At 64.7% G+C, this 24,672-nt stretch carries 29 protein-coding genes and 1 tRNA gene; 13 read left to right on the top strand and 17 right to left on the bottom strand.

The window, feature by feature from the left end; translation table 11 throughout:
• The first annotated feature begins 206 nt into the window (after positions 1–206).
• The 3 genes from recJ to NLM27_RS13925 all read left to right on the top strand — a co-directional run bounded on the left by recJ (position 207) and on the right by NLM27_RS13925 (position 3,805).
• On the top strand, positions 207–2,048 hold the full coding sequence (gene recJ / locus NLM27_RS13935; RefSeq protein ID WP_254143840.1) for a single-stranded-DNA-specific exonuclease RecJ: 1,842 nt from the start codon (positions 207–209) through the stop codon (positions 2,046–2,048).
• 35 nt (positions 2,049–2,083) lie between these two features.
• Positions 2,084–2,893 carry an SDR family NAD(P)-dependent oxidoreductase gene (locus NLM27_RS13930; protein WP_254143839.1) on the top strand — a complete coding sequence of 270 codons (810 nt, stop codon included), beginning with the start codon at positions 2,084–2,086 and terminating at the stop codon, positions 2,891–2,893.
• A 120-nt stretch (positions 2,894–3,013) separates the two neighbouring features.
• Positions 3,014–3,805 carry an aldolase gene (locus NLM27_RS13925; protein WP_254143838.1) on the top strand — a complete coding sequence of 264 codons (792 nt, stop codon included), beginning with the start codon at positions 3,014–3,016 and terminating at the stop codon, positions 3,803–3,805.
• A 120-nt stretch (positions 3,806–3,925) separates the two neighbouring features.
• Here the strand turns inward: NLM27_RS13925 and NLM27_RS13920 are convergent, their stop codons facing one another.
• Positions 3,926–5,155 (bottom strand): lytic murein transglycosylase, encoded by a 1,230-nt coding sequence (locus NLM27_RS13920; RefSeq protein ID WP_254143837.1) that lies wholly within the window; start codon positions 5,153–5,155, stop codon positions 3,926–3,928.
• Between the two features lie 133 nt (positions 5,156–5,288).
• Between NLM27_RS13920 and NLM27_RS13915 the strand changes: the two genes are divergently transcribed.
• On the top strand, positions 5,289–5,549 hold the full coding sequence (locus NLM27_RS13915) for a hypothetical protein (RefSeq protein ID WP_254143836.1): 261 nt from the start codon (positions 5,289–5,291) through the stop codon (positions 5,547–5,549).
• Positions 5,550–5,610: 61 nt separating this feature from the next.
• A complete protein-coding gene (locus tag NLM27_RS13910; protein ID WP_254143835.1) occupies positions 5,611–5,862 on the top strand; it encodes a hypothetical protein in 252 nt (83 codons plus the stop codon).
• 32 nt (positions 5,863–5,894) lie between these two features.
• Here NLM27_RS13910 and NLM27_RS13905 read toward each other — a convergent pair whose 3' ends face one another.
• Positions 5,895–6,425 carry a MarR family winged helix-turn-helix transcriptional regulator gene (locus NLM27_RS13905; protein WP_254143834.1) on the bottom strand — a complete coding sequence of 177 codons (531 nt, stop codon included), beginning with the start codon at positions 6,423–6,425 and terminating at the stop codon, positions 5,895–5,897.
• A gap of 54 nt (positions 6,426–6,479) precedes the next feature.
• Between NLM27_RS13905 and NLM27_RS13900 the strand changes: the two genes are divergently transcribed.
• Positions 6,480–6,959, top strand: a complete 480-nt coding sequence (locus NLM27_RS13900; protein ID WP_254143833.1) for a carboxymuconolactone decarboxylase family protein — start codon at positions 6,480–6,482, stop codon at positions 6,957–6,959.
• Between the two features lie 21 nt (positions 6,960–6,980).
• A complete protein-coding gene (locus tag NLM27_RS13895) occupies positions 6,981–7,484 on the top strand; it encodes a cupin domain-containing protein (RefSeq protein WP_254143832.1) in 504 nt (167 codons plus the stop codon).
• Between the two features lie 104 nt (positions 7,485–7,588).
• Here the strand turns inward: NLM27_RS13895 and NLM27_RS13890 are convergent, their stop codons facing one another.
• The 4 genes from NLM27_RS13890 to efp form a co-directional block, all read right to left on the bottom strand.
• Positions 7,589–9,199: an IS1182 family transposase gene (locus NLM27_RS13890; protein WP_254142551.1), complete on the bottom strand. Its 1,611-nt coding sequence runs from the start codon at positions 9,197–9,199 to the stop codon at positions 7,589–7,591.
• Between the two features lie 77 nt (positions 9,200–9,276).
• A complete protein-coding gene (locus tag NLM27_RS13885) occupies positions 9,277–10,263 on the bottom strand; it encodes a DUF808 domain-containing protein (RefSeq protein WP_254143831.1) in 987 nt (328 codons plus the stop codon).
• A gap of 79 nt (positions 10,264–10,342) precedes the next feature.
• Positions 10,343–11,944: a M23 family peptidase gene (locus NLM27_RS13880; RefSeq protein ID WP_254143830.1), complete on the bottom strand. Its 1,602-nt coding sequence runs from the start codon at positions 11,942–11,944 to the stop codon at positions 10,343–10,345.
• A 45-nt stretch (positions 11,945–11,989) separates the two neighbouring features.
• A complete protein-coding gene (gene efp, locus NLM27_RS13875) occupies positions 11,990–12,556 on the bottom strand; it encodes an elongation factor P (protein WP_254143829.1) in 567 nt (188 codons plus the stop codon).
• A 162-nt stretch (positions 12,557–12,718) separates the two neighbouring features.
• Between efp and epmA the strand changes: the two genes are divergently transcribed.
• Genes epmA through NLM27_RS13860 form a run of 3 tightly spaced genes read left to right on the top strand, consistent with a single transcriptional unit; the run spans position 12,719 to position 15,169 of the window.
• On the top strand, positions 12,719–13,783 hold the full coding sequence (gene epmA, locus NLM27_RS13870; RefSeq protein ID WP_254143828.1) for an EF-P lysine aminoacylase EpmA: 1,065 nt from the start codon (positions 12,719–12,721) through the stop codon (positions 13,781–13,783).
• On the top strand, positions 13,780–14,874 hold the full coding sequence (locus NLM27_RS13865; protein WP_254143827.1) for a lysine-2,3-aminomutase-like protein: 1,095 nt from the start codon (positions 13,780–13,782) through the stop codon (positions 14,872–14,874). The genes epmA and NLM27_RS13865 overlap by 4 nt, the downstream gene beginning before the upstream one ends.
• Before the next feature lie 43 nt (positions 14,875–14,917).
• Complete coding sequence (locus NLM27_RS13860; RefSeq protein ID WP_254143826.1) at positions 14,918–15,169, top strand: hypothetical protein; 252 nt, start codon at positions 14,918–14,920, stop codon at positions 15,167–15,169.
• 55 nt (positions 15,170–15,224) lie between these two features.
• Here NLM27_RS13860 and NLM27_RS13855 read toward each other — a convergent pair whose 3' ends face one another.
• From NLM27_RS13855 to NLM27_RS13820, 8 genes are all read right to left on the bottom strand, one after another.
• Positions 15,225–16,310: a 3-deoxy-7-phosphoheptulonate synthase gene (locus NLM27_RS13855; RefSeq protein ID WP_309144745.1), complete on the bottom strand. Its 1,086-nt coding sequence runs from the start codon at positions 16,308–16,310 to the stop codon at positions 15,225–15,227.
• Positions 16,311–16,544: 234 nt separating this feature from the next.
• The gene (locus tag NLM27_RS13850) at positions 16,545–17,123 is read right to left on the bottom strand and encodes an HdeD family acid-resistance protein (RefSeq protein WP_254143825.1); all 579 of its coding nucleotides are present in this window, start codon (positions 17,121–17,123) and stop codon (positions 16,545–16,547) included.
• Between the two features lie 69 nt (positions 17,124–17,192).
• Positions 17,193–18,233 carry a PrsW family glutamic-type intramembrane protease gene (locus NLM27_RS13845; RefSeq protein ID WP_254143824.1) on the bottom strand — a complete coding sequence of 347 codons (1,041 nt, stop codon included), beginning with the start codon at positions 18,231–18,233 and terminating at the stop codon, positions 17,193–17,195.
• A 321-nt stretch (positions 18,234–18,554) separates the two neighbouring features.
• Positions 18,555–18,710, bottom strand: coding sequence for a hypothetical protein (locus tag NLM27_RS13840; protein ID WP_254143823.1), 156 nt, complete (start codon positions 18,708–18,710; stop codon positions 18,555–18,557).
• A gap of 53 nt (positions 18,711–18,763) precedes the next feature.
• Entirely contained in the window at positions 18,764–19,000 is a 237-nt protein-coding gene (locus NLM27_RS13835; protein ID WP_254143822.1) for a hypothetical protein, read from the bottom strand.
• Between the two features lie 108 nt (positions 19,001–19,108).
• The gene (locus NLM27_RS13830) at positions 19,109–19,735 is read right to left on the bottom strand and encodes a PilZ domain-containing protein (protein ID WP_254143821.1); all 627 of its coding nucleotides are present in this window, start codon (positions 19,733–19,735) and stop codon (positions 19,109–19,111) included.
• A 182-nt stretch (positions 19,736–19,917) separates the two neighbouring features.
• Positions 19,918–20,583: a hypothetical protein gene (locus tag NLM27_RS13825; protein WP_254143820.1), complete on the bottom strand. Its 666-nt coding sequence runs from the start codon at positions 20,581–20,583 to the stop codon at positions 19,918–19,920.
• 99 nt (positions 20,584–20,682) lie between these two features.
• A tRNA-Glu gene (locus tag NLM27_RS13820) sits at positions 20,683–20,757 on the bottom strand.
• Between the two features lie 220 nt (positions 20,758–20,977).
• Between NLM27_RS13820 and NLM27_RS13815 the strand changes: the two genes are divergently transcribed.
• From NLM27_RS13815 to NLM27_RS13805, 3 genes are read left to right on the top strand one after another with little or no spacing between them, the layout of a single operon-like run.
• Positions 20,978–21,232, top strand: coding sequence for a PilZ domain-containing protein (locus tag NLM27_RS13815; RefSeq protein WP_254143819.1), 255 nt, complete (start codon positions 20,978–20,980; stop codon positions 21,230–21,232).
• A gap of 57 nt (positions 21,233–21,289) precedes the next feature.
• Positions 21,290–21,550: a porin gene (locus NLM27_RS13810; RefSeq protein ID WP_254143818.1), complete on the top strand. Its 261-nt coding sequence runs from the start codon at positions 21,290–21,292 to the stop codon at positions 21,548–21,550.
• A 6-nt stretch (positions 21,551–21,556) separates the two neighbouring features.
• Positions 21,557–21,724: a hypothetical protein gene (locus tag NLM27_RS13805; RefSeq protein ID WP_254143817.1), complete on the top strand. Its 168-nt coding sequence runs from the start codon at positions 21,557–21,559 to the stop codon at positions 21,722–21,724.
• A gap of 116 nt (positions 21,725–21,840) precedes the next feature.
• Here the strand turns inward: NLM27_RS13805 and NLM27_RS13800 are convergent, their stop codons facing one another.
• From NLM27_RS13800 to NLM27_RS13790, 3 genes are all read right to left on the bottom strand, one after another.
• Positions 21,841–22,479: a glutathione S-transferase family protein gene (locus tag NLM27_RS13800; RefSeq protein WP_254143816.1), complete on the bottom strand. Its 639-nt coding sequence runs from the start codon at positions 22,477–22,479 to the stop codon at positions 21,841–21,843.
• Between the two features lie 288 nt (positions 22,480–22,767).
• The gene (locus tag NLM27_RS13795) at positions 22,768–23,220 is read right to left on the bottom strand and encodes a VOC family protein (RefSeq protein ID WP_254143815.1); all 453 of its coding nucleotides are present in this window, start codon (positions 23,218–23,220) and stop codon (positions 22,768–22,770) included.
• A gap of 311 nt (positions 23,221–23,531) precedes the next feature.
• Positions 23,532–24,650: a hypothetical protein gene (locus NLM27_RS13790; protein ID WP_254143814.1), complete on the bottom strand. Its 1,119-nt coding sequence runs from the start codon at positions 24,648–24,650 to the stop codon at positions 23,532–23,534.
• Positions 24,651–24,672 lie beyond the last annotated feature (22 nt).

Below are 24,672 nucleotides of genomic sequence, written 5' to 3'. Positions count from 1 at the left end.
TACGAGTCTTTTTCGAAGATTCCGCCTAACGCCCGCTTAATTTGCTGTTCCCTGGAATGCCCAAATGATAGTCACTCCGCGCAGCAAAGCGGCAATCCACCACTTTATGCGGCGCGGACATTGCATATGTCGGTGGATTCCGGGTCAATCGTCCCGTCGGCCGACCAGCTGCCACGCTTCCGGATTTCTCAAGCCAATCGCCATTCATGACGCCGCCCGCCACTGCCTTGCCCGTCGAGTCTCCCCAGGCGTTCCTGGGCGTTGCGCGCTCGCTCACCGACAAGCTCTGGCGTGACCGGCTGGACGGGCGCGGAGCGGCGAAGGCGCTCGCCATCGTGCAGCGGCACCAATTGCCGGAGCTGCTGGCGCGGGTACTGGCGGGCCGCGGCGTCGATATCGACGCGGTCGCCGACTTCCTCGATCCGACCATCCGAAAGCTGTTGCCGGACCCGTTCACGGTGACGGAGATGGAAGCTGCTGCCCAGCGGATCGCGGATGCCGCGACCAGGGGCGAGACGGTCGCGATCTTCGGTGACTACGACGTCGATGGTGCCACTTCGGCGGCGCTGCTCGCCTGGCACCTGCGTCATTGCGGGCTCGATCCGCTGATCCACATTCCGGACCGGATATTCGAGGGCTACGGCCCCAACACGGAAGCGGTGCGCGCGCTGGCCGCGAAGGGGGCCACGCTGCTGGTCACCGTCGATTGCGGCACCACCAGCATCGATCCGCTGGCGGAAGCCAAGCGCCTCGGCATGTCCGTGGTCGTGATCGATCATCACCAGGCCGGCACGGAGCTGCCGGAGGTCGATGCGCTGGTCAATCCGAACCGGCTCGACGATCTCTCCGGCCTCGGCCATCTCGCCGCCGTCGGGCTCGTGCTGGTGACGCTCGTTGCCGTGAACCGCGAGCTGCGCCAGCGCGGCTTCTGGAGCAGCGAGATGCCCGAGCCGGATCTGCTCGGCATGTTGCATCACGTTGCGCTCGGCACCGTCGCCGACGTCGCCCCGCTGATCGGCCTCAACCGCGCTTTCGTTGCAAAAGGGCTGATCGCGATGCGGCGGCGCGACCATGTCGGTCATACCGCGCTGATGGATGTGGCGCGGCTCAACGGCCCGCCGGAGGCCTGGCATCTCGGCTTCATGCTGGGACCGCGTGTCAACGCCGGTGGCCGCATCGGCCGCGCCGACCTCGGCGTGCGGCTTTTGCTGGAAGGCGACAGCGTCGAGGCCGCGCGGATCGCGGCTGAGCTCGATCGCCTCAACAGCGAGCGCCGTGTCATCGAGCAGGCGGCGGAAGCGCAGGCCGAAGCCGAGGCACTCGCCTCGATCGGGCTCGAGGACAAGCTCGGTGTCATCGTCACGGCCTCGGAAGGCTGGCATCCCGGCGTGGTCGGCCTCGTCGCCTCTCGCCTGAAGGAGAAGTTTTCGCGGCCCGCCTTTGCCGTCGCGCTGGAGCCCGGCGGCATCGGCACCGGATCGGGCCGCTCGATCGCGGGCGTCGATCTCGGCAAGGCGGTCCGCCAGGCGGTCGCTGACGGCATCTTGCTGAAGGGCGGCGGCCACGCGATGGCCGCGGGCGTGACGCTGCGCAAGGAGAAGCTCGCCGAATTCCGCGCTTATCTGGAGAACGCACTGGCGCGCGACGTCGCCGAGGCGCGGCACGTCAACGAGCTCTATGTCGATGGCGCGGTTTCCGCGCGCGCGGTGACGCCGGAGCTTGCGACCACCCTCAATCGCGCAGGTCCGTTCGGCAGCGGCAATCCGGAACCCGTGCTGGCCCTGCCGGCGCATCAGCTCATCTATGCCGACGAGGTCGGCCAGGCGCACTTAAGGCTGCGCTTCAAGTCCGGTGACGGCGCCATCGTCAACGGCATCGCATTCCGTTCGGTCGGCCAGAAGCTCGGCAATGCGCTGCTAGCCAACCGCGGTCAGCAAATTCATGTCGCGGGGTCATTGTCGGTCGATCGCTACCAGGGCGTCGAGCGTGTGCAATTTCGCGTCATCGACGTCGCGCTACCGGACCAGGGGCCGTCCGTGATTAGATGACAACGGCCTCAAACAACAAAAAAATGGGAGTGAACATGGCAGGGCAAATTGAGGGCAAGGTCGCACTGGTGACGGGCGGCGCCTCCGGCATCGGCGAGGCCATCGTCGAGCTATTCGCGCGCGAGGGCGCCACCGTCATCGCAACCGACATCGACGAGCTGCGCGGCCCAGAACTTGCCAAGCGCATTGCAAAGGCCGGCGGCAAGGCGACCTTCCTGGAGCAGGATGTCACCAGCGAGGAGCGCTGGATCGAGGTCGTTGCCGAAATCGCAAAGCGCTACGGCCGGCTCGACATCATGGTCTCCAACGCCGGCATCGGCATCTCCGTACCCTCGATCGTCGACATGACCCTTGGTGACTGGCGCAAACAGAACGCGATCAACCTCGACGGCGTGTTCCTCTCGGTCAAGCACTGCCTGCCCTTGATGCGCAAGACCGGCGGCGGCTCGATTGTCATGATGTCGTCGCTCGCGGGCCTGCGCGGCGCGCCCGGCCTGTCGGCCTATTCGCTGACCAAAGGCGGCGTGCGGCTGTTTGCGAAGTCGATCGCAATGGAATGCGCGGCCGCCGGCGACGGTATCCGCGTCAACTCGGTGCATCCCGGCATCATCGATACGCCGATCTGGGGCAAGATCCCGACCAGCGCGACCGGCAACCAGGGCAACGCGCCGATCGATCCCGAGGAGCGCGCCAAGGTGGTCACGCCGCTCGGCCGTGCCGGCCAGGCGGCGGAAATCGCCTCTGGCGTGCTGTATCTGGCCTCCGATGCCTCGCGCTACGTCACCGGCAGCGAGCTCGTCGTCGATGGTGGCATGAACGCCGGCGGCGTGCCGCGACGGCAATAGGAGCACGATCCGCCGCTGCGCGAGCCGCGAAGAGCAGGGTGGCGTAGGGCAGGGGCTGACGCGCAGGCGTTGCCCCTGTACAACGCGGGCAGCTCTCGACCGACAGAGGTGTCCTTCGCCATGGCGCACAGTCTTCACGCGTCCTCACCCGTGCCCCATCGTTCGAACCGACCGGATCTCGCCACTGATGCGGTTCGCAGCGCGCGCGAGGATCTTGCCGCCTGCTTCCGCATGGCCGCGCGCAACGGTTTTGAGGAGGGCATCTGCAATCATTTCTCGGCCGTGGTGCCGGGGCATGACGATCTCTTCCTGGTCAACCCCTATGGCTACGCCTTCCGCGAGCTGACCGCGTCGAAGCTGCTGATCTGCGATTTCCACGGCAACGTGCTCGACGGCGAGGGCGAGCCCGAAGCGACCGCCTTCTACATCCACGCCGAGATGCACAAGCGCCTGCCGCGCGCCAAGGTCGCCTTCCACACCCATATGCCCTATGCCACGGCGCTGTCGATGACGGAGGGCGAGCCTCTGATCTGGGCCGGCCAGACCGCGCTGAAATTCTACGGCCGCACCGCGGTCGACCGTGACTATAACGGCCTCGCGCTCGACAACCGCGAGGGCGCGCGCATCGCGTCCGCTGTCGGCGATGCCGACATCGTCTTCATGAAGCATCATGGCGTGATGGTGCTGGCCCCGACCATCGCGGAAGCCTGGGACGATCTCTACTATCTTGAGCGCGCCGCAGAGGTGCAGGTGCTGGCGATGTCGACGGGACGGAAAGTCCTGCCTGTCGATCCCGCTGTTGCGGCCGAAACCTACCGGCAGATGCGCGAAGGCGATTCCGAATCCGCGCGATTGCATCTGGCTGCGATCCGCCGCCAGCTCGATGCGGAGGAGCCGCAGTACCGGCACTGACTTCTCAGTTCGTCATTCTGGGGCGCGCGAAGCGCGAGCCCGGAATCCATCGAGCAACAAGCCAGGCAGACAAATGGATTCCGGGTTCGCACCAAGTGGCGCGCCCCGGAATGACGAGACCTACAACCCCTGCCGCAACTTCGCCAGCACCTTTAGCCCGCCGTATCCGTCCGCCGGCGTGATGCCCGCACGCTGCTGAAAATCCTTGACCGCCTTCATCGTGTCGTTGCCGACGCGGCCGTCGGTACCGCCGGTGTCGAAGCCGGCCTTGGTCAGGCGCGTCTGCATCTCCTGCACCTCGGCGAGCGTCAGCGCGCGCTCGGAGCCGGGGAAGGGCTGGATGAAGGGTGGCGCACCCAGGCAGCGGTCGCCGAGATGGCAGATTGCCAGCGCATAGTTCATCGAGGGATTGTAGCTCTTCACCGAATAGAAGTTCGGTCCCAGCAGGAAGGTCGGTCCGCCCGCAACGGGTGTCCACAGCTGAGCGGATGCGTTCGGCTGCGGGAATGGCTGGCCGTCGGCGCGGGTGACGCCGGCTGACGCCCAGGCGGCATAGGTGCGGCTTCCGCTCATGTTGCCGGGCGCGCGCACTTCGTAGCCCCAGTGCTCGCCGCGATGCCATTTGCCGCGGTTGACGAGATATTTGGCGGTCGAGCCCAGCGCGTCGTCGGGCTTGCCGAACGGCGAGACCTTGCCGTCGCCGTCGTAGTCGATGCCGACATTGAGCCAGACCTCCGGCATCCATTGCGAATGCCCCATCGCGCCGGCCCAGGATCCCTGCATCTGTTCCGGCGTGCTCCAGCCCTTGTCGACGATGCGCAGCGCGTTGATCAGTTCGGTCTCCCAATAGGCCTTGCGCCGTGGCTCGTTCCAGGCGAGCGCAGCGAGCGAAGGAAACACCGGCGTCATGTGGTTCTGCTGCACCAGGGGATCGCCATAGGCGGACTCGACGCCCCACAAGGCCAGCAGCGTGCCGCGTTCGACGCCGAAATCGCGCTCGATGCGCCCAAGCAGCGCCTCGTTGTTCTTCAGCGCGATCTTGCCGTTGATGATGCGCCAGTCTGAAACGCGGCGGTTGATGTATTGCCACACCTGCTCGCGGAATTCCGGCTGGTTGCGCATCTGCTTGAACACGCTCATATCAGGCTCGACGCGCGCCATCGCGCGCTGCCAGGTTGCGGCAGAGATGCCCTTTGCCATCGCACGCGCGCGAAAGGCTTCGCGCCATTCGTCGAAGCCTGGAGGGGCGGCAAGCGCGCGTGTCGGGAGTGCGAGCAAGGCAGCTGCACCGAGCGTCGACTGGAGCAGTGCGCGGCGAGTTGGAGGGGGTGAGGAATCAGCATGCTTCATGGGCACATTCTAGCCCGAAACACGGCTTGTGTGAGTCGGTTCCTGGAACAGCTGCACGCGAGATCTTGCACGTTCCGCCGGAACAAACTGTCGCAGCCCTGCATTCCTCCCCGCACTACAGGAGGAGAAGAAGATGAGGAAATATCTGCTTGCCGCCGCCATGGTCACCGCCATCGCGGCACCTGCACTCGCGGATGAGGTCGGCGTTCACGTCGGCCCGGTCGGCGCTGGTGTGACGGTTGGTCAGTCCCACGAGTATCGCGAGCGAGACCGTGATCGCGACCGCACCACGGTCATCAAGGAGCGTGAGCCCGCCGACCGTACGACGGTGATCAAGAAGGAAGATGAATTCGGCAATCGCAGCAAGACCGTGATTCATCACGACAACGACTGACGCAGGGGAGCCCCGGCTTGGCGCCGGGGCGCCCACGCTCGGCAAATCGAATCGGGGTGGAATGAAGATACGCGCGCATGCGGAAAGCCATGTCGTCGAGCTCGATGACGGATCGCAATGGCAGATTTTTCCCGGCGATCTCGCGACGACGTTGAGCTGGAAGCCGGAAACCGATCTACGGCTCGAGCGCAGCAGTGATCGGATCAGTTCGCATGTGCTGGTGAATGCGATGGACCAAACCCGCGTTCGCGTGATCGCGGCGGGTGAAGCTTGGCCCGACGGCGAGGTCAAGAATGTGTTGAAGGGCGGGTAACGGGGCCTTCCGGCGTTGCGGCTCAATTTCGACTAGTCCTCCTGCAACTCGGCTGCGATGCCGGCGAGCCAGCGCCGGATCGCGGTTTCCGCCTTGGTATCCAGATCTCGGGCGAGGCGTTTCTCCAAATCAAGTACACGCTGCCGGCACGCCTTCAAAAGCGTCGCGCCGCGCGGCGTCAGCGTCCATTGCTGGATACGGCCGTGGACCGGATGAGGCGTCATCGCGATCGCACCGTCGCGTTCGAGGTTGCGAATGATGACGCCGACGGTCTGGGGGGTCAGGAAGGTGAGGCGGGCGACGTCGGCCCCCGAGAGGCCCGGATAGGCGTTGAGCATGGTCAGCACCGCGAATTGCGGCGAGGTCACGCCGAGATCGGCCAGGGCACGCTCCATCTTCAGCCGAACCGCGGCGTGGGCCTGGCGCAGGAGATAGCCGAGATAGCCCTGCTCGCCGCGCTTGCCCTCGCCAGGAGCGGGTACGCGCACGGCGCCGTCGTCGGCAGGTGCGGGCGCCTTGCGCGCGTTTTTCGATCTTGTGATGGTGACGGGCTTGCGCGACATATCAGAGCTCTTATAAGATGTAAGTACACTTACAATAAGACGAGGTGAACCGCAATGTCACACGCCCGCAGCGAGTACGAGGATTTCAAGAAGATCGCGCCCGACGTCTTTGATCTGGTGCTGGCGCTCGGCCAGCTTGCAAGCAAGGCCGGTCTCGACAAGCAGCTGATCGAGCTCGTCAAGCTGCGCGCCTCGCAGATCAACGGCTGCGCCTTCTGCCTGCAGCATCACGTCCTGCTGTCGGAACGGATCGGGGTTCCCGTCGACAAGCTCCATCTGGTCGCGGCATGGCGCGAGGCGCCGATCTTTTCCGCGCGCGAGCGCGCGGCGCTGGCCTGGGCGGAGGCGTTGACGCTGCTCCCCGGTGGCGTCACCGATGAGGTCTATGCGGAGGCAAAGCGCGAGTTCTCTGAAACTGAGCTGACCTACCTGACCTCGGCGATCGCCTCGATCAATGTCTGGAACCGATTTGGTGCAGCTTATCGTTGGACGCCGGCCAAGCGGCCGGTCGCGGCGAATGCCGCGGCATCCTGATTGCAGCGCGGGGAGGTCAGCATGACAGCGATGAGTTTGGCCGCTGCGCAGCGCCCGATGGCGTCGCATTCGATGGCGATTGCCGCCCTGGGCGGGCTCGCCTGCGCCTTTGTGATCGGCAAGGCGCTGCCGGTCACGATCGACAGTGTGTCAGGCGCACTGGCGCCGCTCTGCGCCACGGCTGCGGAGAGTTCGCCGCTCGACAAGGTCGAGCCGATCGGCTCCTACGCGCTGCCGAACGTCCCGGGCAAGCGCGTCACCATCGTGCGCGTGACCTACGGTCCCGGCGGATTCTCGCGGCCGCATCGCCACGCAGGCTCGGTGACGGCCTACATCACCAAGGGCGAGATCCGCTCCCAGCTTGGTGGTGGCCCGGTCGAAACGTTCGGCGTCGGCCAGTCTTTCTTCGAGCCGCCGGGCTCGACGCATCTAGTCTCCGCCAATGCCAGCGCGACCGAGCCGGCAGAGTTGATCGCGGTGTTCGTGGCGGACGAGGGCGCGCAATTGACGACGTTGCTCGAATGATCAGTCGCCCGGATGGAGCGAAGCGCAATCCGAGACCGCTGCCTCTGCGCGAGAAAACCCCGGATTGCGCTTCGAGGCTGGGCAAGTATTTGTTTGGGCGCGGCTTACGCGGCATATCGGAAAATTGGACGGATTTGGGCTCGGATTGGCGCTGGAGCGGGCCGTATCCGGGTGATGATGTCGGTGATGTCGGTGATGGCGTTGAGCAGCAAGAGTGCCAAATGCGGAAGCCGGCTTGCCAGATAGGCCATGAAGGCGTCGAGGCCGAGAATGCTGAGGACTCGGGAGAAATTGTAGCAAAGCGCCATCAGGCTCCATTCGCCACAGACTTTGTCGAAGCCGCGGACGAGGAAGTGGCGGTAGCCGGCCCGGCATTTGATGGTGCCGAAGGGGTGTTCGGCGAGTTCGGCGCGGCGGCGCATCTGGGCCTCGGCGCCCTGCATCCGCGCGCGATGCCGATCCAGCACCGCTTCATGCTCCCAGCGCTGGACGGTGCGCGTCGGGATCTTGACGGTGACACAGCGCGCGCGCAGCGGGCAGGCGTCGCAATCTGACTTGCGGCTGACATACCTGATCTCGATCCGGTTGCCGTTGGTCTTGCGACCGTCCGTGGGACGCAGCTGCTTGCCGGCGGGACAGCGATAGACATCCGCTTCGGCGTCGTAGGCGAACGCCTCATGGCTGATGCGATCCTGCGCTTCGAGCCGCGTGGTTCGCTTGGCCAGCGGAACGTAGGCGGCAATGCCGTTCTCCTCGCAGTCCTTGAGCGTATGGCCGTTGTAGTAGCCGGTATCGGCGAGAACCGTCAGCGTCTCGACGCCAAGCTCGTCCTTTGCGGCCTTGGCCATGTCGTAAAGCTGGCCGCTATCGTTGCCGTCGTTGACGACCTCGCTCGCCGCGATCAGAGCGTGCTTGTCGTCGACGCCGATCTGAACGTTATAGCCTGCCACCACCTGGCCGTTCTTCGACAACAGGCGGGCATCCGGATCGGTTCGCGACAGCTGCGTCTGCCCGCTCTCCTCCAGTCGTGCCAGATCGGCCTGCAAGCTGGCGCGCTTGGCCATCAACGCCGCCACCTCTTGTGCGAGGTCTCCGCCGCGACTGCCATCGCCTCCGCCATCCCGCCCCGCGGGTGGACGTTCCACCTCGGCGCTGTCGTTGGCCTCGAGCGTGGCACCATAGGCTTCAATATCCTGCTCGATCTCCGCCAGCCGCTTGGCGAGCTTGCGCTGCGTTTTGATGCTCGCCTTGCTGGCGTTGCCATCAAAAAACGCACCGTCGATCGCCACAACCTCTCCGCCAATCAGACCGAGTTCGCGCAGCATCAGCACAAACTCCCGGTTCACCGCCTTGAGCGTCTTCCAGTTCTCCTGGCGGAACTTGGCGATGGTGCGATAGCCCGGCACCAGGCGCTTCATCAGCCAGATCAGTTCCAGATTGCGCCGGGCTTCGCGCTCCAGGTTGCGCGACGACCGGATCCGGTTCAGGTAGCCATAAAGATAAAGCTTCAGCAGGTCGGCCGGGTCATAAGGTGGCTGTCCAGCCCCGCCGCTCGATCCGGCATGGCGGAAGCCAAGCTTCCCGAGGTCAAGCGCTGCAACAAAAGCCTCGATCACCCGAACCGGATTGTCGCCGGCCACATAATCTTCCACCCGCGCCGGCAGAAGGCTCGGCTGATCCCGCCTGACGCCGGTTTTGAAGGTACGATTCGTCATGCCGAATCCTACCTTCACTCGATGTTAGAATCTTGCCCAGTCTCTTCGCTCCATCCGGGCTACACGCTTCGGTGGCTTCAGGCCGGCCGGGATCGCCGCAACCGTTTCCATACCGGCGAGAAACCGTATTCGACGGCCGGAATCGCAACTGCGCCGACAAGCAGTCCAAGCACGCCTGAGATGGCTGCCTCGACCGACCACTCGATGATGCCGGCAACGGATGGAAGGGCGTGTGCGGCAGCCTCGGTTGCGGCATGGACCGTGCGGCCGACAGCGGGCGGGCCGTATTTTTCGATGCCGTGCAGGATGATCCCGCCGCCGACCCAGATCATGGCGGCAGTGCCGATGGTGCTCAGCACCGTCAGGAAGGTGGGCATGCCGCGGACGAGCGCGCGTCCAAGCAAGCGGATCGCGCCGCCAACGGCTGAAGCCCCGTCATAGCGCGCAAGGGCCACGCCGACATCGTCCGCCTTCACGATCAGGGCGACCACGCCGTAGACCCCGGCGGTGATGCAGATGGCGACCAGAGCCAGCACCAGCGCCTGCGTCCAGATGCTGCCCCCCGGGAGGGCCGCAAGCGTGATCGCCATGATCTCCGCCGACAGGATGAAATCTGTCTTGATGGCGCTGGCGACCTTCTCGTCCTCGACCGAACGGGCATTCAACGCAATCGGCTGGAGCTGAGCTTCGTGGTGTTGCGCATGATGCGGCATCACGGCTTCGAGCACCTTCTCGGCCCCCTCGTAGCAGAGAAAGGCTCCGCCCAGCATGAGCAGCGGCGTGACCGCGGCGGGAAGGAAATAGCCAAGCAGCAGGGCAACGGGAAGCAGGATCAGTAACTTATTGCGCAGCGACCCCACCGCAATCTTGCCGACGATCGGCAGTTCGCGTTTCGAGGCAAAACCGATGACGTAGTTCGGCGTAACGGCCGCGTCATCGATGACCACGCCGGCCGCCTTTGCGCCGGCTTTGGCTGCCTGGCTCGCCACATCGTCGAGCGAGGCCGCGGCCACCTTTGCGATCGCTGCGATATCGTCGAGAAGGCCGATCAGTCCGACACTCATCCACACGGTCCTTTCTTCGTTCGAGCCGGCGGTGTGCGCGACGACACGCTCTTGCGCCTCGCGGCATTGGAACGAGCCCTCAATTATCCTCGCCGCCCGATCCCTCGCGCAGGTCCGGCTTGATCACGTCTTCCGGCAGCGCGTGTGCCACGGGCTGCGGAGTACCTGCGATCTCCGGGCCGACCTCGCGGCCGCGGGCGCGGATCAGGCGCTCATAGGCCGAGACCAGCGTGGCGTAGGGGCTGACCCAGATCCAGCCGTCGCGGGTGAAGACCTGCACGTCGAAATGAAGGTGCATCGATGTGCCGGCGGGATGGTCGAGATAGTTCGAGACCACGCCGATCTTTTCGCCTTCGGTGACGATGCGGCCGTTGACGAGGCCATAGGCGTTCAGCGCCTGCGGGTTCATATGCATGTAGCGGAAGCGGATGTGCTCGGTCCGGCTGTTGATTTGAAGCGTCGCGGCCTGGTCCTTGGCAGCGCGGATCACGATCGCATCGCGCACGGCGACGACGCCGCGCTGCTTGGGATCGCAGGGCTCGCGGCCTTCGCCGGGCGGCGGGCAATCGGCGGCGCGGATGTCCTCGCCCTGGTGACCGTATCCGCCGGCGCATTGCCAGACCTCGAAGCTGCGGGACTCGCAGAAATTGTCGCGCCAAGGATAGCCGGCCGGGCCGTCGCTCTTGTCACGCTTGCCGTAGGATTGCGAGCGCACGAAGGCCGGCGCCTTTTCGAGCGGGAAGCGGATCTGTGCGTAGGCCATCACGTCGGGATGGCCACCTTGCTTGCGGTAGCCGGTATTCGGGATGATATCGCCGCTCGGTCGATAAGTGAAATCTGCCGAGCGTGCGGCAGGACGATCGAGGACGTTGGAGGCAACGTCCATCAGCGGCCGCATCCGTTGCCCGCCGGCGACCCGCAGCGCCTTCAGGAAGCGTTCTGCGACCGGATAGGCTTCCTTGCAGGCGAGACGCCGTGGCTTGGCGACGCTGTCGAGACACTGGATCGACACCACATAGGCGACGCCGAACCGCGTGAAGGCATAGCGCACATAGCCTTCGCGGATGAACCTGCGCAGGTCCGGGTAGAGCGCCGCGAGGGGTTTGACCGGCTCGCCCTTGCCCCCCGAGGGATCGGCGATGTCGTAGACGAGCACGGAGCCCGTGATCTGCACCTCGACCGGCCTTGCAAATACCCGGCTCGGCATGCCGTCGCCGGCGCCCGGCTCGAACGAGAAGGTCGCGCTGTAGCCGGCAGGGCCGGCATCGAACATGTCGACGGGACTGAAATCAGCCTGGTAGCGCGCCAGCGCGAGTGTGGCCGGCGCGCCATTGCGTTGCGCCTCGAGGTAGGCGGCGGCGTCGAACGGCAGCAGCACGGGCACGGGGCTGCGGGCGATGCCGGTGAAGAATGGCGAGGAGACCGCGTTGAGCTGAACCAGCGCCGGCATCGCGCGCGGATCGTAGCGCGGCATCGAACGGCGGGGTGCGAAGATGAAATCGTCCGCGACCCCAGGACGAGCATTGATCTCGGTGCGGAGTTGGTCGAGCGCTGCGCGCCAGTCGACGCGCAGGGCCGTAAGCGAAGGGCTGCGGAATTCATCCGCAGCGAGCGGAGCGGCAGTGAGGAGCGAAAGCGAGGCCAGAACAAGCCAGACGAAGCGGACCCCCTTCCCAACCACTGCCTCGCCCCCCGGCGGTACCTGTTGCGATCGTTCCGTTCCCCGTTAGTCCTTGGCGCGCTCGGAGTAGGAGCCGTCTTCGGTCATCACCACGATGCGGGTGCCGACCGAGATGTGCGGAGGCACGGTGGTGCGGATGCCGTTGGAGAGCACGGCGGGCTTGTAGGACGAGGAAGCCGTCTGGCCCTTGGTCACAGGCTCGGTCTCGACCACTTCCAGCGTGACGCGCTGCGGCAGCGCGAGCGAGACCACGTTGACGTCGTGGGTCGACAGCTTGACGATCATCTCCGGTTGAAGATACGCGGCCGCGTCGCCGACGACGTCCTTGGGCACCTGGACCTGATCGTAGGTCTCGGGGTTCATGAAGTGGAAGCCATCGCCATCTTCATACAGGAAGGTGTAGTTGCGCTCTTCGATCGTGGCCTTTTCGACCTGGTCGGTGGTCTTGTACCGCTCGGAGATCTTTACCCCGTCCGAGATTCGGCGCATTTCGATCTGGCTGACCGGGGTGCCCTTGCCGGGATGGATGTTCTCGGCGCTCACGACGACATAAAGCTTGCCGTCTTGCTCGATCACGTTGCCCTTGCGAATAGAACTGGCGATGACTCTCAAAGCTGTATTTCCTGCTTGCTTGGCCCGGCTCGGGCCAGGACGTGGTCAAATCGATGGGGGACTTGGGGCCTCAAATCAGACCTCGGCGCCCGTTTCGGGCCGCAACATACTGATTTTGCCGTTGGATGCCAGCATTTTGCTGTCCCAAGAGGCGGTCGGTTAATGGCTGGGGACAAGCCGGTTTCGCCGTTCTGGTCGCCCGAACGGCACCTCGACCGGCGGCCCTTCCTCCAGGCAAGGGGGGCGATTACCGGGGCCTTGCGGGGATTTTTCGCCGAGCAGGGCTTCGTCGAGGTCGAAACCTCCGTCCTCCAGGTCTCTCCCGGCAATGAGACCCATCTGCACGCCCCCAGGACCGAGATCATGCGGCCGGACGGCAGCCGTGCCAGCCGCTACCTGCGGACCTCGCCGGAATTTGCCTGCAAGAAGCTGCTGGCGGCGGGCGAGGAGCGGATTTTCGAGTTCGCCCGGGTGTTCCGCGACCGCGAGCGCGGCGACCTGCATCTACCCGAATTCACCATGCTGGAATGGTACCGCGCCGGCGCTCCTTATGACGCCATCATGGCGGACACGGTCGTCGTCATTGCCCGCGCGGCGCAGGCGACGGGCATCGGAACTTTCGCCTTCCGCGGCCGGGCCGCCGATCCCTTCGCCGAGCCGGAACTCGTGACGGTCGCGGGCGCCTTCGAGCGGTTCGCCGGCATAGACCTGCTGTCGACAATCTCGGGCGGTGAGGGTAACCGTGCCGCGCTTGCCCAGGCGGCGGGCGGGAAGGTCCGTGTGGCCGAGGACGACACCTGGTCCGACATCTTCAGCAAGGTTCTGGTCGAGCATGTCGAGCCGCATCTGGGGCAGGGCCGTTTGACCATCCTGTTCGAATACCCATCTCCAGAGGCGGCGCTGGCGCGTGTGAAGGCCGCCGATCCCAGGGTCGCCGAGCGGTTCGAGGTCTATGCCTGCGGCGTCGAGCTCGCCAACGGTTTTGGCGAACTCACCGATGCCGAGGAGCAGCGCCTGCGCTTCACGGACTCCATGGCGGAGAAGCAGCGCCGCTACGGCGAGGCCTACCCGCTGGACGAGGACTTTCTGGCCGCGGTTGCCGCAATGCCGGAGGCCAGCGGCGTCGCGCTCGGCTTCGACCGGTTGGTCATGCTGGCGAGCGGCGCATTGCGAATTGATCAGGTGGTCTGGACGCCGCCTGCAAATGAAACGTTAAGTGAGACATGAGGACGACAAATCTTGCACGCACTTTGCGCGAGCCGGGCGATCTCGTCGCCGAAGGCCTCGCGCCCGCAGCGACGTTGCCGGCGCTGGAGCGCGTTGCCGCGCGCTACGCGGTGGCGATCACGCCTGATCTGGTCGAGCTGATCGACACGGCCGATCCGGACGATCCCATCGCACGGCAGTTCGTTCCGACCGCGGCCGAGCTGGACGTGCAGCCGGGCGAGAACGCCGATCCGATCGGCGATCACCCGCACTCGCCGGTATCAGGCATCGTTCATCGCTATCCCGATCGCGTGCTGTTCAAGCTCGTTCACGTCTGCGCGGTCTATTGCCGCTTCTGCTTCCGCCGCGAGATGGTCGGGCCCGGCAAGGAAAACGCACTCTCGGACAGCGCCTATCGCGCGGCGATCGACTACATCCGCGCGCACGGCGAGATCTGGGAAGTGATCCTGACCGGCGGCGATCCGCTGATGCTCTCGCCGCGACGGATGAGCGAGATCATGGCCGATCTGGCCGCGATCGATCACGTCAAGATCATCCGTCTTCACACCCGCGTCCCCGTGGCCGATCCCGCGCGTATCAGCGACGAGATGGTCGCCGCGCTCAAGGTCGAGGGCGCGACCACCTGGGTCGCGCTGCACGCCAACCATGCGCGGGAACTGACGGGAACAGCGCGCGCCGCCTGCGCGCGGCTTGTCGACGCCGGCATTCCCATGGTGAGCCAGTCCGTGCTCTTGCGCGGCGTCAACGACAACATCACGGCTCTGTCGGATTTGATGCGAGCTTTCGTCGAATGCCGGATCAAGCCCTATTACCTGCATCACGGTGATCTCGCGCCCGGCACCGTGCATTTGCGAACGACGCTGGCCGAGGGACAGGATTTGATGCGGCAGCTGCGCGGGCGGGTGTCAGGGCTGTGTCAGCCTGACTATGTCATCGATATTCCCGGCGGCGCCGGCAAGTCACCAGTCGGGCCGAATTATGTGTTGGTGGCGCAAAATATCGCAGGCGATGCGCGTGAAGCGGGAGCCGAAACGCGCTATCGTATCGTGGACTATTGCGGCGACGTTCATCTCTATCCGCCCGATACCTGAGCGGTGCTGGAATGTGCGCCGGTTTGAGAACGGAGAAGCGGACATGAAAAGGATCATGGTGGCAGCATCGCTCGTGGTCTTGCTTGGCGGCGCGGCGGTTGCCCAGACCGGCGGATCCAAGGGATCGACATCGGGGGGCATGAGCTCCGGAGTGTTGCCGGCCCCCGTCGGTCACCGTCAGCCGCGCGCGGCCGACGTGCCGAGCGAGAAGAATCTGAGCAATCCGAACACCCCCGCGAACAAGGAAGACGCGGAGCTCGATCGCAAGATCAAGAGCATTTGCCGCGGCTGCTAGACCGCAACGATGCGGGCAGGGCGCGACAGCGTTGCCCCGCCCGCACCTGATTCAGCTAAGCCGAGCGTTCGTGCAGCCCTGCACGCTGGGTATTGCGGCGGATCTCGACCGCGTCGGCGAGCTGCTCGAGCACGGCCGCCGTGCTCGGCCAGTCAATGCAGCCGTCGGTGATGCTCTGGCCGTAGGTGAGCGGCTTTCCCGGTACCACGTCCTGACGGCCGGCGACGAGATTGCTCTCGATCATCACGCCCATGATGCGGGTCTCGCCTCCGGCGATCTGGCCTGCAATGTCGGTCATCACCAGCGGCTGGTTCTCCGGCTTCTTGCTCGAATTGGCGTGGCTCGCATCGACCATCACCAGCGGCGCGACGCCCGATTTGGTCAGCTCGTTGCAGGCAGATGCGACGCTTGCCGCGTCGTAGTTCGGCTTGCTGCCGCCACGCAGGATGATGTGGCAGTCCTCGTTGCCCGCAGTCGAAGCGATCGCCGAACGGCCGAGCTTGGTCACCGCCATGAAATGATGCGGATGCGCGGCCGACTTCACCGCGTCCGCCGCGATCCGCACGTTGCCGTCCGTGCCGTTCTTGAAGCCGACCGGACAGGACAGCCCCGACGCGAGCTCGCGATGGATCTGACTCTCGGTCGTACGCGCGCCGATCGCAGCCCATGACACGAGGTCGGCGATGTATTGCGGCGTCGTCATGTCGAGGAATTCGGCGCCTGCGGGCAGGCCGAGATTGTTGACGGCCGACAGAACGTTGCGCGCCAACCGCAGGCCCTTGTTGATGTCGAAGCTGCCGTCGAGATTGGGATCGTTGATCAGACCCTTCCAGCCGACCGTGGTGCGCGGCTTCTCGAAATAAACCCGCATCACGATCTCGAGCTGGTCGGCGAGGTCCTCGCGCAGCTTTGCGAGGCGCTCGGCGTAGTCGAGTGCAGCCCTGGGATCATGCACCGAGCAGGGGCCGACCACGACCAGCAGGCGGTCGTCCTGACCGCTCAGGATCGCATGGATGGCATTGCGCGCGGCCATCACCACACGCGTCGCGGTGAGCGTGCGCGGGACCTCCCGCATCACCTCTTCCGGCGTGCTCAGCTCTTTCAGTTCGCGGATACGAAGATCGTCGGTCGTGCTCAGCACGGCGGGCTCCTGTCTGTTTAGAACCTGCCGGCCAATAAAAAAGCCGCCAGGTCTGGCGGCTTGTTCGGACGTTTGCTGCAATGTGTCAGATTGAGCGCGATCCTCCCGCCGCCAGCGAGCTGTCGTAGCTAAAGTACCAAAAATAGCTGGTGGCGACGGTGATCATGGGAGGCCATATAGCGTGCCGCTGGCGCCTTGTCACCCCCCAAACGGCGCGAGACGCGACGAGGCGTCTCAGGTGTTGCTTTTGCGTGCCGCCAGCGCCATGCCGATCAGGGTGGCACCCCCGAACAGCAGGTTGATGCCGACGAGGACGCCGATCGCCCATTCTGCCGAGCTCGGCAGTCCCGTGATCACCATGAACGCGATCGCGATGTCGACGAGGCCCGAGATCAGCAGCCACGACCAGCGGCTGCTCAGCTCGCGGCGATGTTCCAACGCGTACATGATGGTGGCGACGCCTTCGGCGAGGAAATAAGCGCCGAGCACGATGGTCAGCGTCAGCACGGCCTGCATCGGGCGGGCCAGCAGCAGCATGCCGGCGAGCACCGCGAGCGCAGCTGAGATCAGCGACCACCAGAAGCCAGGCGTGCTGCGCGCCCAATAGGTCACGATCAGTCCGCCGATGCCGCTGATCAGGAGCATCCAGCCGAGGAAGATCGCGGTCGCAAGGCTCGCGAGCGGCGGCAGGATCAGCGCGGCAATGCCGAGAACCGCGAGCAGGATTCCCTCGAACAGGAACGCCCTCCAATGCGCCTTCATCGCCCGGCTCATCGCGGATTGCATCCGTGAAAACTCCTCGGGCGATGGCATCGGCAGGCTCCTGAGCGGGAGGGCTGGACTCAATCTACTATGCGCGCGGCGCGCTTGCCATTCCGCGGGCTACCCGCCGCCGGGCGCCGAGGAAAAGCCTTCGGCGCTGGTGCGGATGCGGTTGCGGCCGAGAATGTAGATCGCGGTCGTGACAACCAGAAGCGCAAGACCGAGCAGGATCGAGACGAAGCCGATCGGGATCAGGGCCAGCGTCAGATTGCGCTCGGGATTGATCAGCCAGTGATGGATCGAGGTCAACACGAAGGCGAGGCCGAGAAAGCCGACGCCGCCGCCGGCGAGCAGCAGCGCCCACATCCGGCGCAGTTGGCTGAGCCGCTCGCGGGCGACGTCCGTCCGGGGCGCGTGATGGCGCGCAACACGCCGGACCAGGCGGATGGCGAAGGCGATCGAACTGAAGCCGACCAACAGGCTCGCTGCGCCCAGCCACATCCGGAGCGTCGGGTCCAGATCCGGCATGCGTTGGAGGGTGAGCAGCGGGAAGTCGAAGGCCGAATGCAGCGCGAGCGGACCGGCAAAGATCAGCAGGCGGCTGGACAGGCGGGCCCAGTCGCGATGGTGGCGGTTGGCACCCAGCGCCGTGCCGGCACGGGCGATGGTGAGGTAGGCGCCTGCGATGATGCCGAGCGCGCCGTGGAATGGCACCGTCAGCACGCTGCGCAGGGCGGCCAGCGAGCGCCACATCTCGGCATGTTGCACGAGGTAGGCAAGGTTCTCGTAAGCGGCGAAGCCGAGGCCGACGGCGGCGCCATAGACCACGGTGTCCATCGGATTGGCAAAAGTCCGCCGCTTGGTCGAGGACACCAGCACGATGGCAATCACTTTGACGGCTTCCTCCGGCAGCGCGACACCGAAGATCGAATGCATGGCGAGCGCCGCCCAAGGGTCGTCGGGCGCAGCGACCATCTTGGCGAAGGGCGCGCGGGCGAGGCCCAGCAGGGAAATGCTGGCCGCGCCGAGCAGGAAGGCGGTCCAGACCTGGGCGGGGGGCCCCGGGCGCTCCTCGGCGGCGATGACGAGCCACAGCATCAGCAGCGCCGGGGCGATGGCGGCAGTTCCGATGACGGTGGGTAACGCTTCAATCAGGTACATCGGCGCCGAAAATAGGTTCCCTTGATCGCCTTATCCACTTCCATCGCTGCGACCATCTGTCATGTGCTTGCTGTCGCCTCGCTTAACAGCCGCGACAGCTTCCATTCATCCGTACCGCCGGTGAAGGTGTAGAATACAAGCGCAATCAATCGCATGACAGAACCTGTTCGTCATCCACGGCAGCGATCACGTGTTCAGGGGATGGCCGCGATTGGCGAGCCGGATCAAGGAAATACGCAGGCTTCTTCGCTTCACGACACGGCGATGGGCCCGGAAGCGGAATTGCCGCTCCGGACCGGCCCGCGACCCGGCTACGCCAGCCTAATCGCGCTTCGTTGTGCGCGACGGCGGCGCGATCCGGCGCGCTCGCGCCTGCTCAAGCTCCCAGAAGGCACGTACGAGGCACGTGCCGAGGCAGAAGATGATGAGCAGCAGCAGGAAGGTCTGGTCGACGGCAGGGATGTGCATCATGGCCATGATAAAGCAACGCCCATGCCACGCGTTCCCGCGGCGGCGCCTGTTTTCGGGGCTCAGTGCTTGGTCAACGAGGTGTCGGGTGCGACGTCAAAGGCGCCGAGATGGAATTCCTCGCCGACGGACTCGTGCGGCTCGGAATGCTGGGCCAGCAGCGTGAAGGCGGCCTGCGGGAACTGCTTCCAGATCTCGAGGTCGCCGGCGGTGATGGTAAGCCAGCCGAAGGTATACATGTAGCGTCCGGGCTCGGTGACCCGGCCGACCCTGTCCCAAGTGATCTTGTCGACTGCCATTCGGTCCCCCGATCGCAAGTCTGCAACTGACGTCCGGCACGAGGCACAGACCCGACCCACAAAAGCTGACCCCGCAATGGGGCCACTATAGGGCGGCGATGCCGAGGGTCAGGCCGACTGCAGCAAGGGCGTGCGGACGATCAGCCGGACGAGGTCGTCCCGGGACTGCTTTTCGGCAAATTGGACCGCAAAGCCGTGGTCGAACTTGCGGATCACGCGTCCGACGCAGGCGCCGACCGCAAGCGGGGTTCCGACCGGCGGATCGTACTCGCAGGAGACCGCGACCCCGGCCGTGGAGACGTCGATGATGAAGCACGGATGGGTGCTACCGTCGGCGAGCGTCAGGAACGTATGCGAGACCTGCGGAACGAAACGCGCGTCACGCCGCAGCTCCTGGACGCTGGCGTCCTTCTGCTTCTTCTCGAGCCAGGTCAGCTTTTCCGACATCCAGGCGCGCCGTGCTCGCGTCATGTCGAGCTCCATCAGGAAACCCGACTTCAGCGTCGCGCTGATCGTGCACTGGAATTCGCCAAAATCCTGGAAGTAGGAGGTGAGGCGCTCGCCGACCTTGCCGACCACAGGCACGTCCACGATCATGCGGAAAGGCGAGACGCGTTTGGTGCGGCAAGCGAAGCTGCGGAGCTTGCCCTCGCAATCGTACCAGCGCGGCAGCGAGTAGCTGCCGTCCACGGTGACTTCCACTGCACGCTGCCTGAGAAACTCTGCAACAGACATGAACGCCGATCGGGGTTTCGGGTGATTTCCGTAAATCCACTGGTAGCGGTCAAAGTCTAAGCAAATGATACCGCAGCTTCCGAGCAGGGGTAAATTTCCGGTAAATGCGCAGGCCGGCGCGGCGCGACATTTCGCCTGCGTGAGGTCACAACGTCGTCATCGCGCCATCCGGACGGTGGTGTTCAGGCCGCTTCGAGCAGCACCAGCAGCGCGAGCACACCGACGAGGATGACGAACTTGATTGCCGTGCAGATCAGGCTGTCTGGCCGGATCGCCAATCCGAACCACGGACCTGCGCGAGGGATCATCGACGCTGCGAGCGTATCGAGAATGGCGAGCGCAAGAGCGATGCCGGCGATCGAAGACCATGACAAGGCTGGCGGCATCCACGGTGCGAGCCAGGCGGGGACGGAGCCTCTCGAGGACACGAGCAGCGCGATCCAGCCGAACCAGGACCCGGAGCCCTTGATGATATCGGGCCCGATCGTGTCGGACTCGAACCTGATACCGATCGCTCCGAGCGCGCTTTCGATGCGCGTGCCGTCGGTCAGGAAGAGAAACGCGCCGAGATAGAGGGGAACGTAGGACTGGAAGAGGAGGGCGATGATGCCGAACAAGACTGCGTAGCCAGAGGCGTCACCGAGAATGGTCATGCCGGCCGCAAGCGACGATTGCGGCGATAGTTGCGCCGCCGTGGCCTGGCGCTGCGGAAGCGATCTGGCGCGCGCCATGTGCTCGAGCATCCTGGCACGCCGGCCCGGCGCATAGGGCGCCGTCCGATGCATCCAGGGCGGCGGCTGCGAGGCCGCGCCGGCGTGGTCTTTCGGGATGGTCTCGCGCTGCTCCATGGGCCTGCCCGGTTCCGATCGGACCTTGGTCGGAGGTCGGGGGCAGGGAGGTTCACGTCGCGGGATGGATTTGTCGGCTTTGGCGCGCCAACGCGCAGCTGGCGCTCCCTAGCGGAATCGAACCGCTCTCTCCACCGTGAAAGGGTGGCGTCCTAACCGATAGACGAAGGGAGCAAACGCAGGGCCCCGCCGCTTGTCGCGGCACGGCCGCTGGCCGGCCGAACAGTGTCCGGCGGCTTGCAGCGGGCGAACGTATAGTGGCCTTTGCGCTCCCGGGCAAGCCGTTCGGGAACGGTCTTTTGATCCCGGTGGATAGCGCCGGACCGGGGATCATTGGACGAATTCAACGGTTTCTTAGGGTTCCCTGAGTAGCGCTGGAGTGGGAGATTTTCCAATGCCACCGCCAAAGAAGCGCGCAGCCCGCAAGCTGCTGTCGCAGCACGCCTGGATCACGCTCGACGGCGGATTCGCGGCGCGGCATTGCCTGGTCCAGGACATCTCGGATACGGGCGCGAAGATCACGCTGGACGAGGATGCGAGCCAGCTTCCCGGCGTGATCCGGCTGGCCTTTGCCCGCGATGCCCGGACTGGGCGGAGCTGCCAGGTGGTCTGGCGCCGCGGCAAGTCGGCCGGCATCAAGTTCCTCTGACATCAGGGCGCGCTGACCCGGATGGCGCGCTGGCGCAGTCCGGGCTACAAGGCGCCCATGCGCGCGCCGCTCCTCATCCTCGTCTCGTTGCTGGCCACATCCGCGACCGCGGCTGAGAGCCTGCGCCTGCCGCCTGCCGAGCGGCCGCAGGCGGGCAAGGAGACCGGCAAGGCGCTGCTGCCGCTGAAGGGCACCGCCGGGAAGGCCGGGGCAGGCTCCTGCGCCGCCTACGGGGCGCGCTTCGTCATGGTCGAGGGCACCGGGACCTGCGTGGAGGTCGGCGGCTCGGTCCGCATCGGCACCACCGTGGGGCGCTGAGGCCGCATGTCACCGGATCTGATGCGGCTCGATATCATCGTTCCGGTGCTGATGTATTGCGCGCTGCTGTGGTGGGTCGGGCGCGGCCTGAGCTGGACCGCGCGGCTGGCCACCGCCGCCGTGACGCTGGTGCTGATCGTCTGCGTGTTGCTGGTCGAGCGCGGCTGGCGGTAGGATCCAAAACAAAATCTGCGAAAACAACCCCATGCACCGTAGCCGTCACATGCCGGACGGTTGCGCCACAACGACGATTCCTCGCGCGATCAGCGCAGCTTAGGCCGCGCCGCCGGTCACGACATCGGCGGTGCAACGAATTGCGCAAATCCGGGCCGCTTGCCGAGCTCGGCGAGCCAGCGGGTGAGGTGCGGCTGCGCCGGCCGGCTGATGCCTTCGACGCCGAGCCAGCGCCGCGCATAGCAGCCGATTGCGATGTCGGCGATCGTGAACGCCTCGCCCTCGATGAAGCGGCGCGAGGAAAGCAGGCGATCGGCGATCGCCCAGACCTCGGCAGCGGCATCGGCATCGCGCTGCACCTGGATCATGTCGCGTTCGGCGGGTGCGGTTCGCACGATGCCCCAGAACACCGGGCGATCAACCGGCTGCACCGCCGACAGCGTCCAGTCGAGCCAGCGGTCGACGCTGGCGCGCGGCTTCGTCGCCTCGGGATAGATCGGCGTGCCGCGTCCATGCGCGAGGCAGAGATAGCGCATGATCGAATTGGACTCCCACAGCACGAAGTCGCCCTCGACCAGCGTCGGGATCCGCGCGTTGGGATTCATCGCGAGATAGTCGGCCTCGCGGGTCTTGCCGTATTGCATGCCGGCATCGATGCGCTCGAACGGCAGGCCGAGCTCGGTGAGGCACCACAGCACCTTCTGCACGTTGACCGAATTGGCGCGGCCCCAGATCGTCAGCTTGGTGTCAGGCATGAAGCGTCTCCCGCAGCGTGTTCGATTGGGGCGGGGATAGCGGAATTTGCATCATCGAGCGATGCGCGATTGCGCCGAGCCCCTCATGCAAAAAGCTCCGCCCGGGGCGGAGCTTCGTTGCAAATTCAACGCGACGATCAACGGCCGAAGAACAGCCACAACAGAATGATCACCGGGATCGGCACGCCAATCATCCACAACAACAGCCCTCTCGCCATCGCATCCTCCTCCAATCGGTTTCGTTGGGGAGAGAACGTCGGGCGAGGGGGCTTGTTCCTGCCAAGCGCGTTACCAATGGCCGGTGTTCGGCATCGATGTCCACGGCTCCTGCGGCGCTTTCGGATCGCCCTTCTGCAAGATCTCGATCGAGTGCAGGTCCGGCGAGCGCACGAAGGCCATGTTGCCGTCGCGCGGCGGCCGGTTGATGGTGACGCCGGCCTTCATCAGCTTCTCGCAGGTGGCGTAGATGTCGTCGACCTCATAGGCGAGATGGCCGAAGAAGCGGTCCTCGCCGTACTTCTCCTCGTCCCAATTGTAGGTGAGCTCGACTAGCGGTGCGCCGCGCGTTTGCGGCTGCTTCTTCAGCGCCTCGAGATCGTCGGCCGAGCACAGGAACACCAGCGTGAAGCGCCCCTTGTCGTTCTCGATCCGCCGCACCTCCTTCAAGCCCAGTGCATCCTGATAGAACTTCAGCGCGACATCGAGATTGCGCACGCGCAGCATGGTGTGGAGGTATCGCATGTTTCTTGCTCCCTGGAACGGATGGAGGGTTTTTGGGTCGGCGAAGCCGGCGGAAGAGGAGATAGCAGGAAAAGGGGACCGGGGGCAGGGGGTGGGTGCACGTGTGCGTGAAGGGGAAACGGCTGGCGAGGAAACCAGCGTGCGTAGACGAACTCCGCAGGTTCAGCAGGCGCCGCAACGGCGATCGGTCCATCGCAACCCCGTAATTCCTTGCTCGTGGCAGCCCGTTAGGGGAGGATATCGGTGGATAGGATCTTCGCTGATCGATCGATATCGTTGCTGGTGCTGTGCTCCTGCTTCGATTTGAGAGATTAGGCCGCTTTGCCGGCTCTATTTCGACCTACTGCTACTGTTTGAACTCTCTCTTCAACGATTGCTTGCCCTCCCGAGGGATCGTTCAGGGCAAAGAACTCGGCCTCTTCGACTTTTCTGAAGCGAAACAAGACGGTTTGGCCGTCAGGTAGTATCGCCGAGAAGCTCGCGTGTTCTTTGGTTTGAACATAATCGCGCATTTGAATCGTGCGAACATCCCACCGATGCTGGGAAAAAAGATCCTGTATCTTCTGAACGAATGAGGCAACGACGGCTGCGGCTTTGTTCTGATTGCCTCCATCTGGTGGACCCATTTCCGGCCGGATCAGACCAATGAGGGGAATGGTTGCGTCAGAAGCCAGCCAACGGAACATGCTCCCTGTCTTGGTGGCGACGCTGAGCTGCCCCCTGACTTCCGCGAGCACAGCCTCGCCTGCGAGGTCGAAATCTCCGCTTAGCTCGAGTAGCCCGGAATGCCCTTGCGAGACGACAATCGTAGCCTTGTCCGCGGCCCGTGTTTCGGAAACGATGACAGACCGTTCTTCAAAATGTAAATTGCCTGCGAGCCATTGTCGGGCGATTTCCTCATACAGTTTGCGGGCATCTCTGAATCTGCGCGTTGTAATTCCCGAGAGATGATAAACGAATGCGCCTTTGCCCGAGAATTTGATGCGCGCGGACGTCTTTGGAGGTGGCAGTCCGGGGATGGCAGCCGCGACCTTGAGGCCGATCGCGGTGGAGACCTCTGCTCGATCCGTATACTCGAGCTTGCCCTTCGACTTTGAAGGAACGTCGACCTCGATTGGGATGTCAAGCTCGCTCAGATTGCCGTCGCGTACGAAGCGCTCACCAGAGACTATTCCATAGTCCCCGACATCAACCTTGTCGGCAGGCATCCAGTTTGCAAAGAGTCCGCCGCTAAATACATGCACATGCTTTTGTACGCTTGCCAGGACGTCCATGAGAGCCCTCATTGTAGAAGTAACATCTCTGGTAGCATCATAATCGCGCGCTACCTGAAGCGTCCAATCAATTCCTTTAATTTCGGCGGCAGGCATTTCGCGGATGACCGCGGCAAGATAAGGAAAGAACCGGCAGTTTCCGACGGCTCCTGTCATCGTAATTGCCTCGCTGAAGCTT

The sequence above is a fragment of the Bradyrhizobium sp. CCGB12 genome (genome assembly GCF_024199845.1).
Classification (GTDB): Bacteria; Pseudomonadota; Alphaproteobacteria; order Rhizobiales; family Xanthobacteraceae; genus Bradyrhizobium.
Note: the sequence above shows the minus strand (reverse complement) of the source record. Positions and strands in the feature narration are given on the sequence as shown.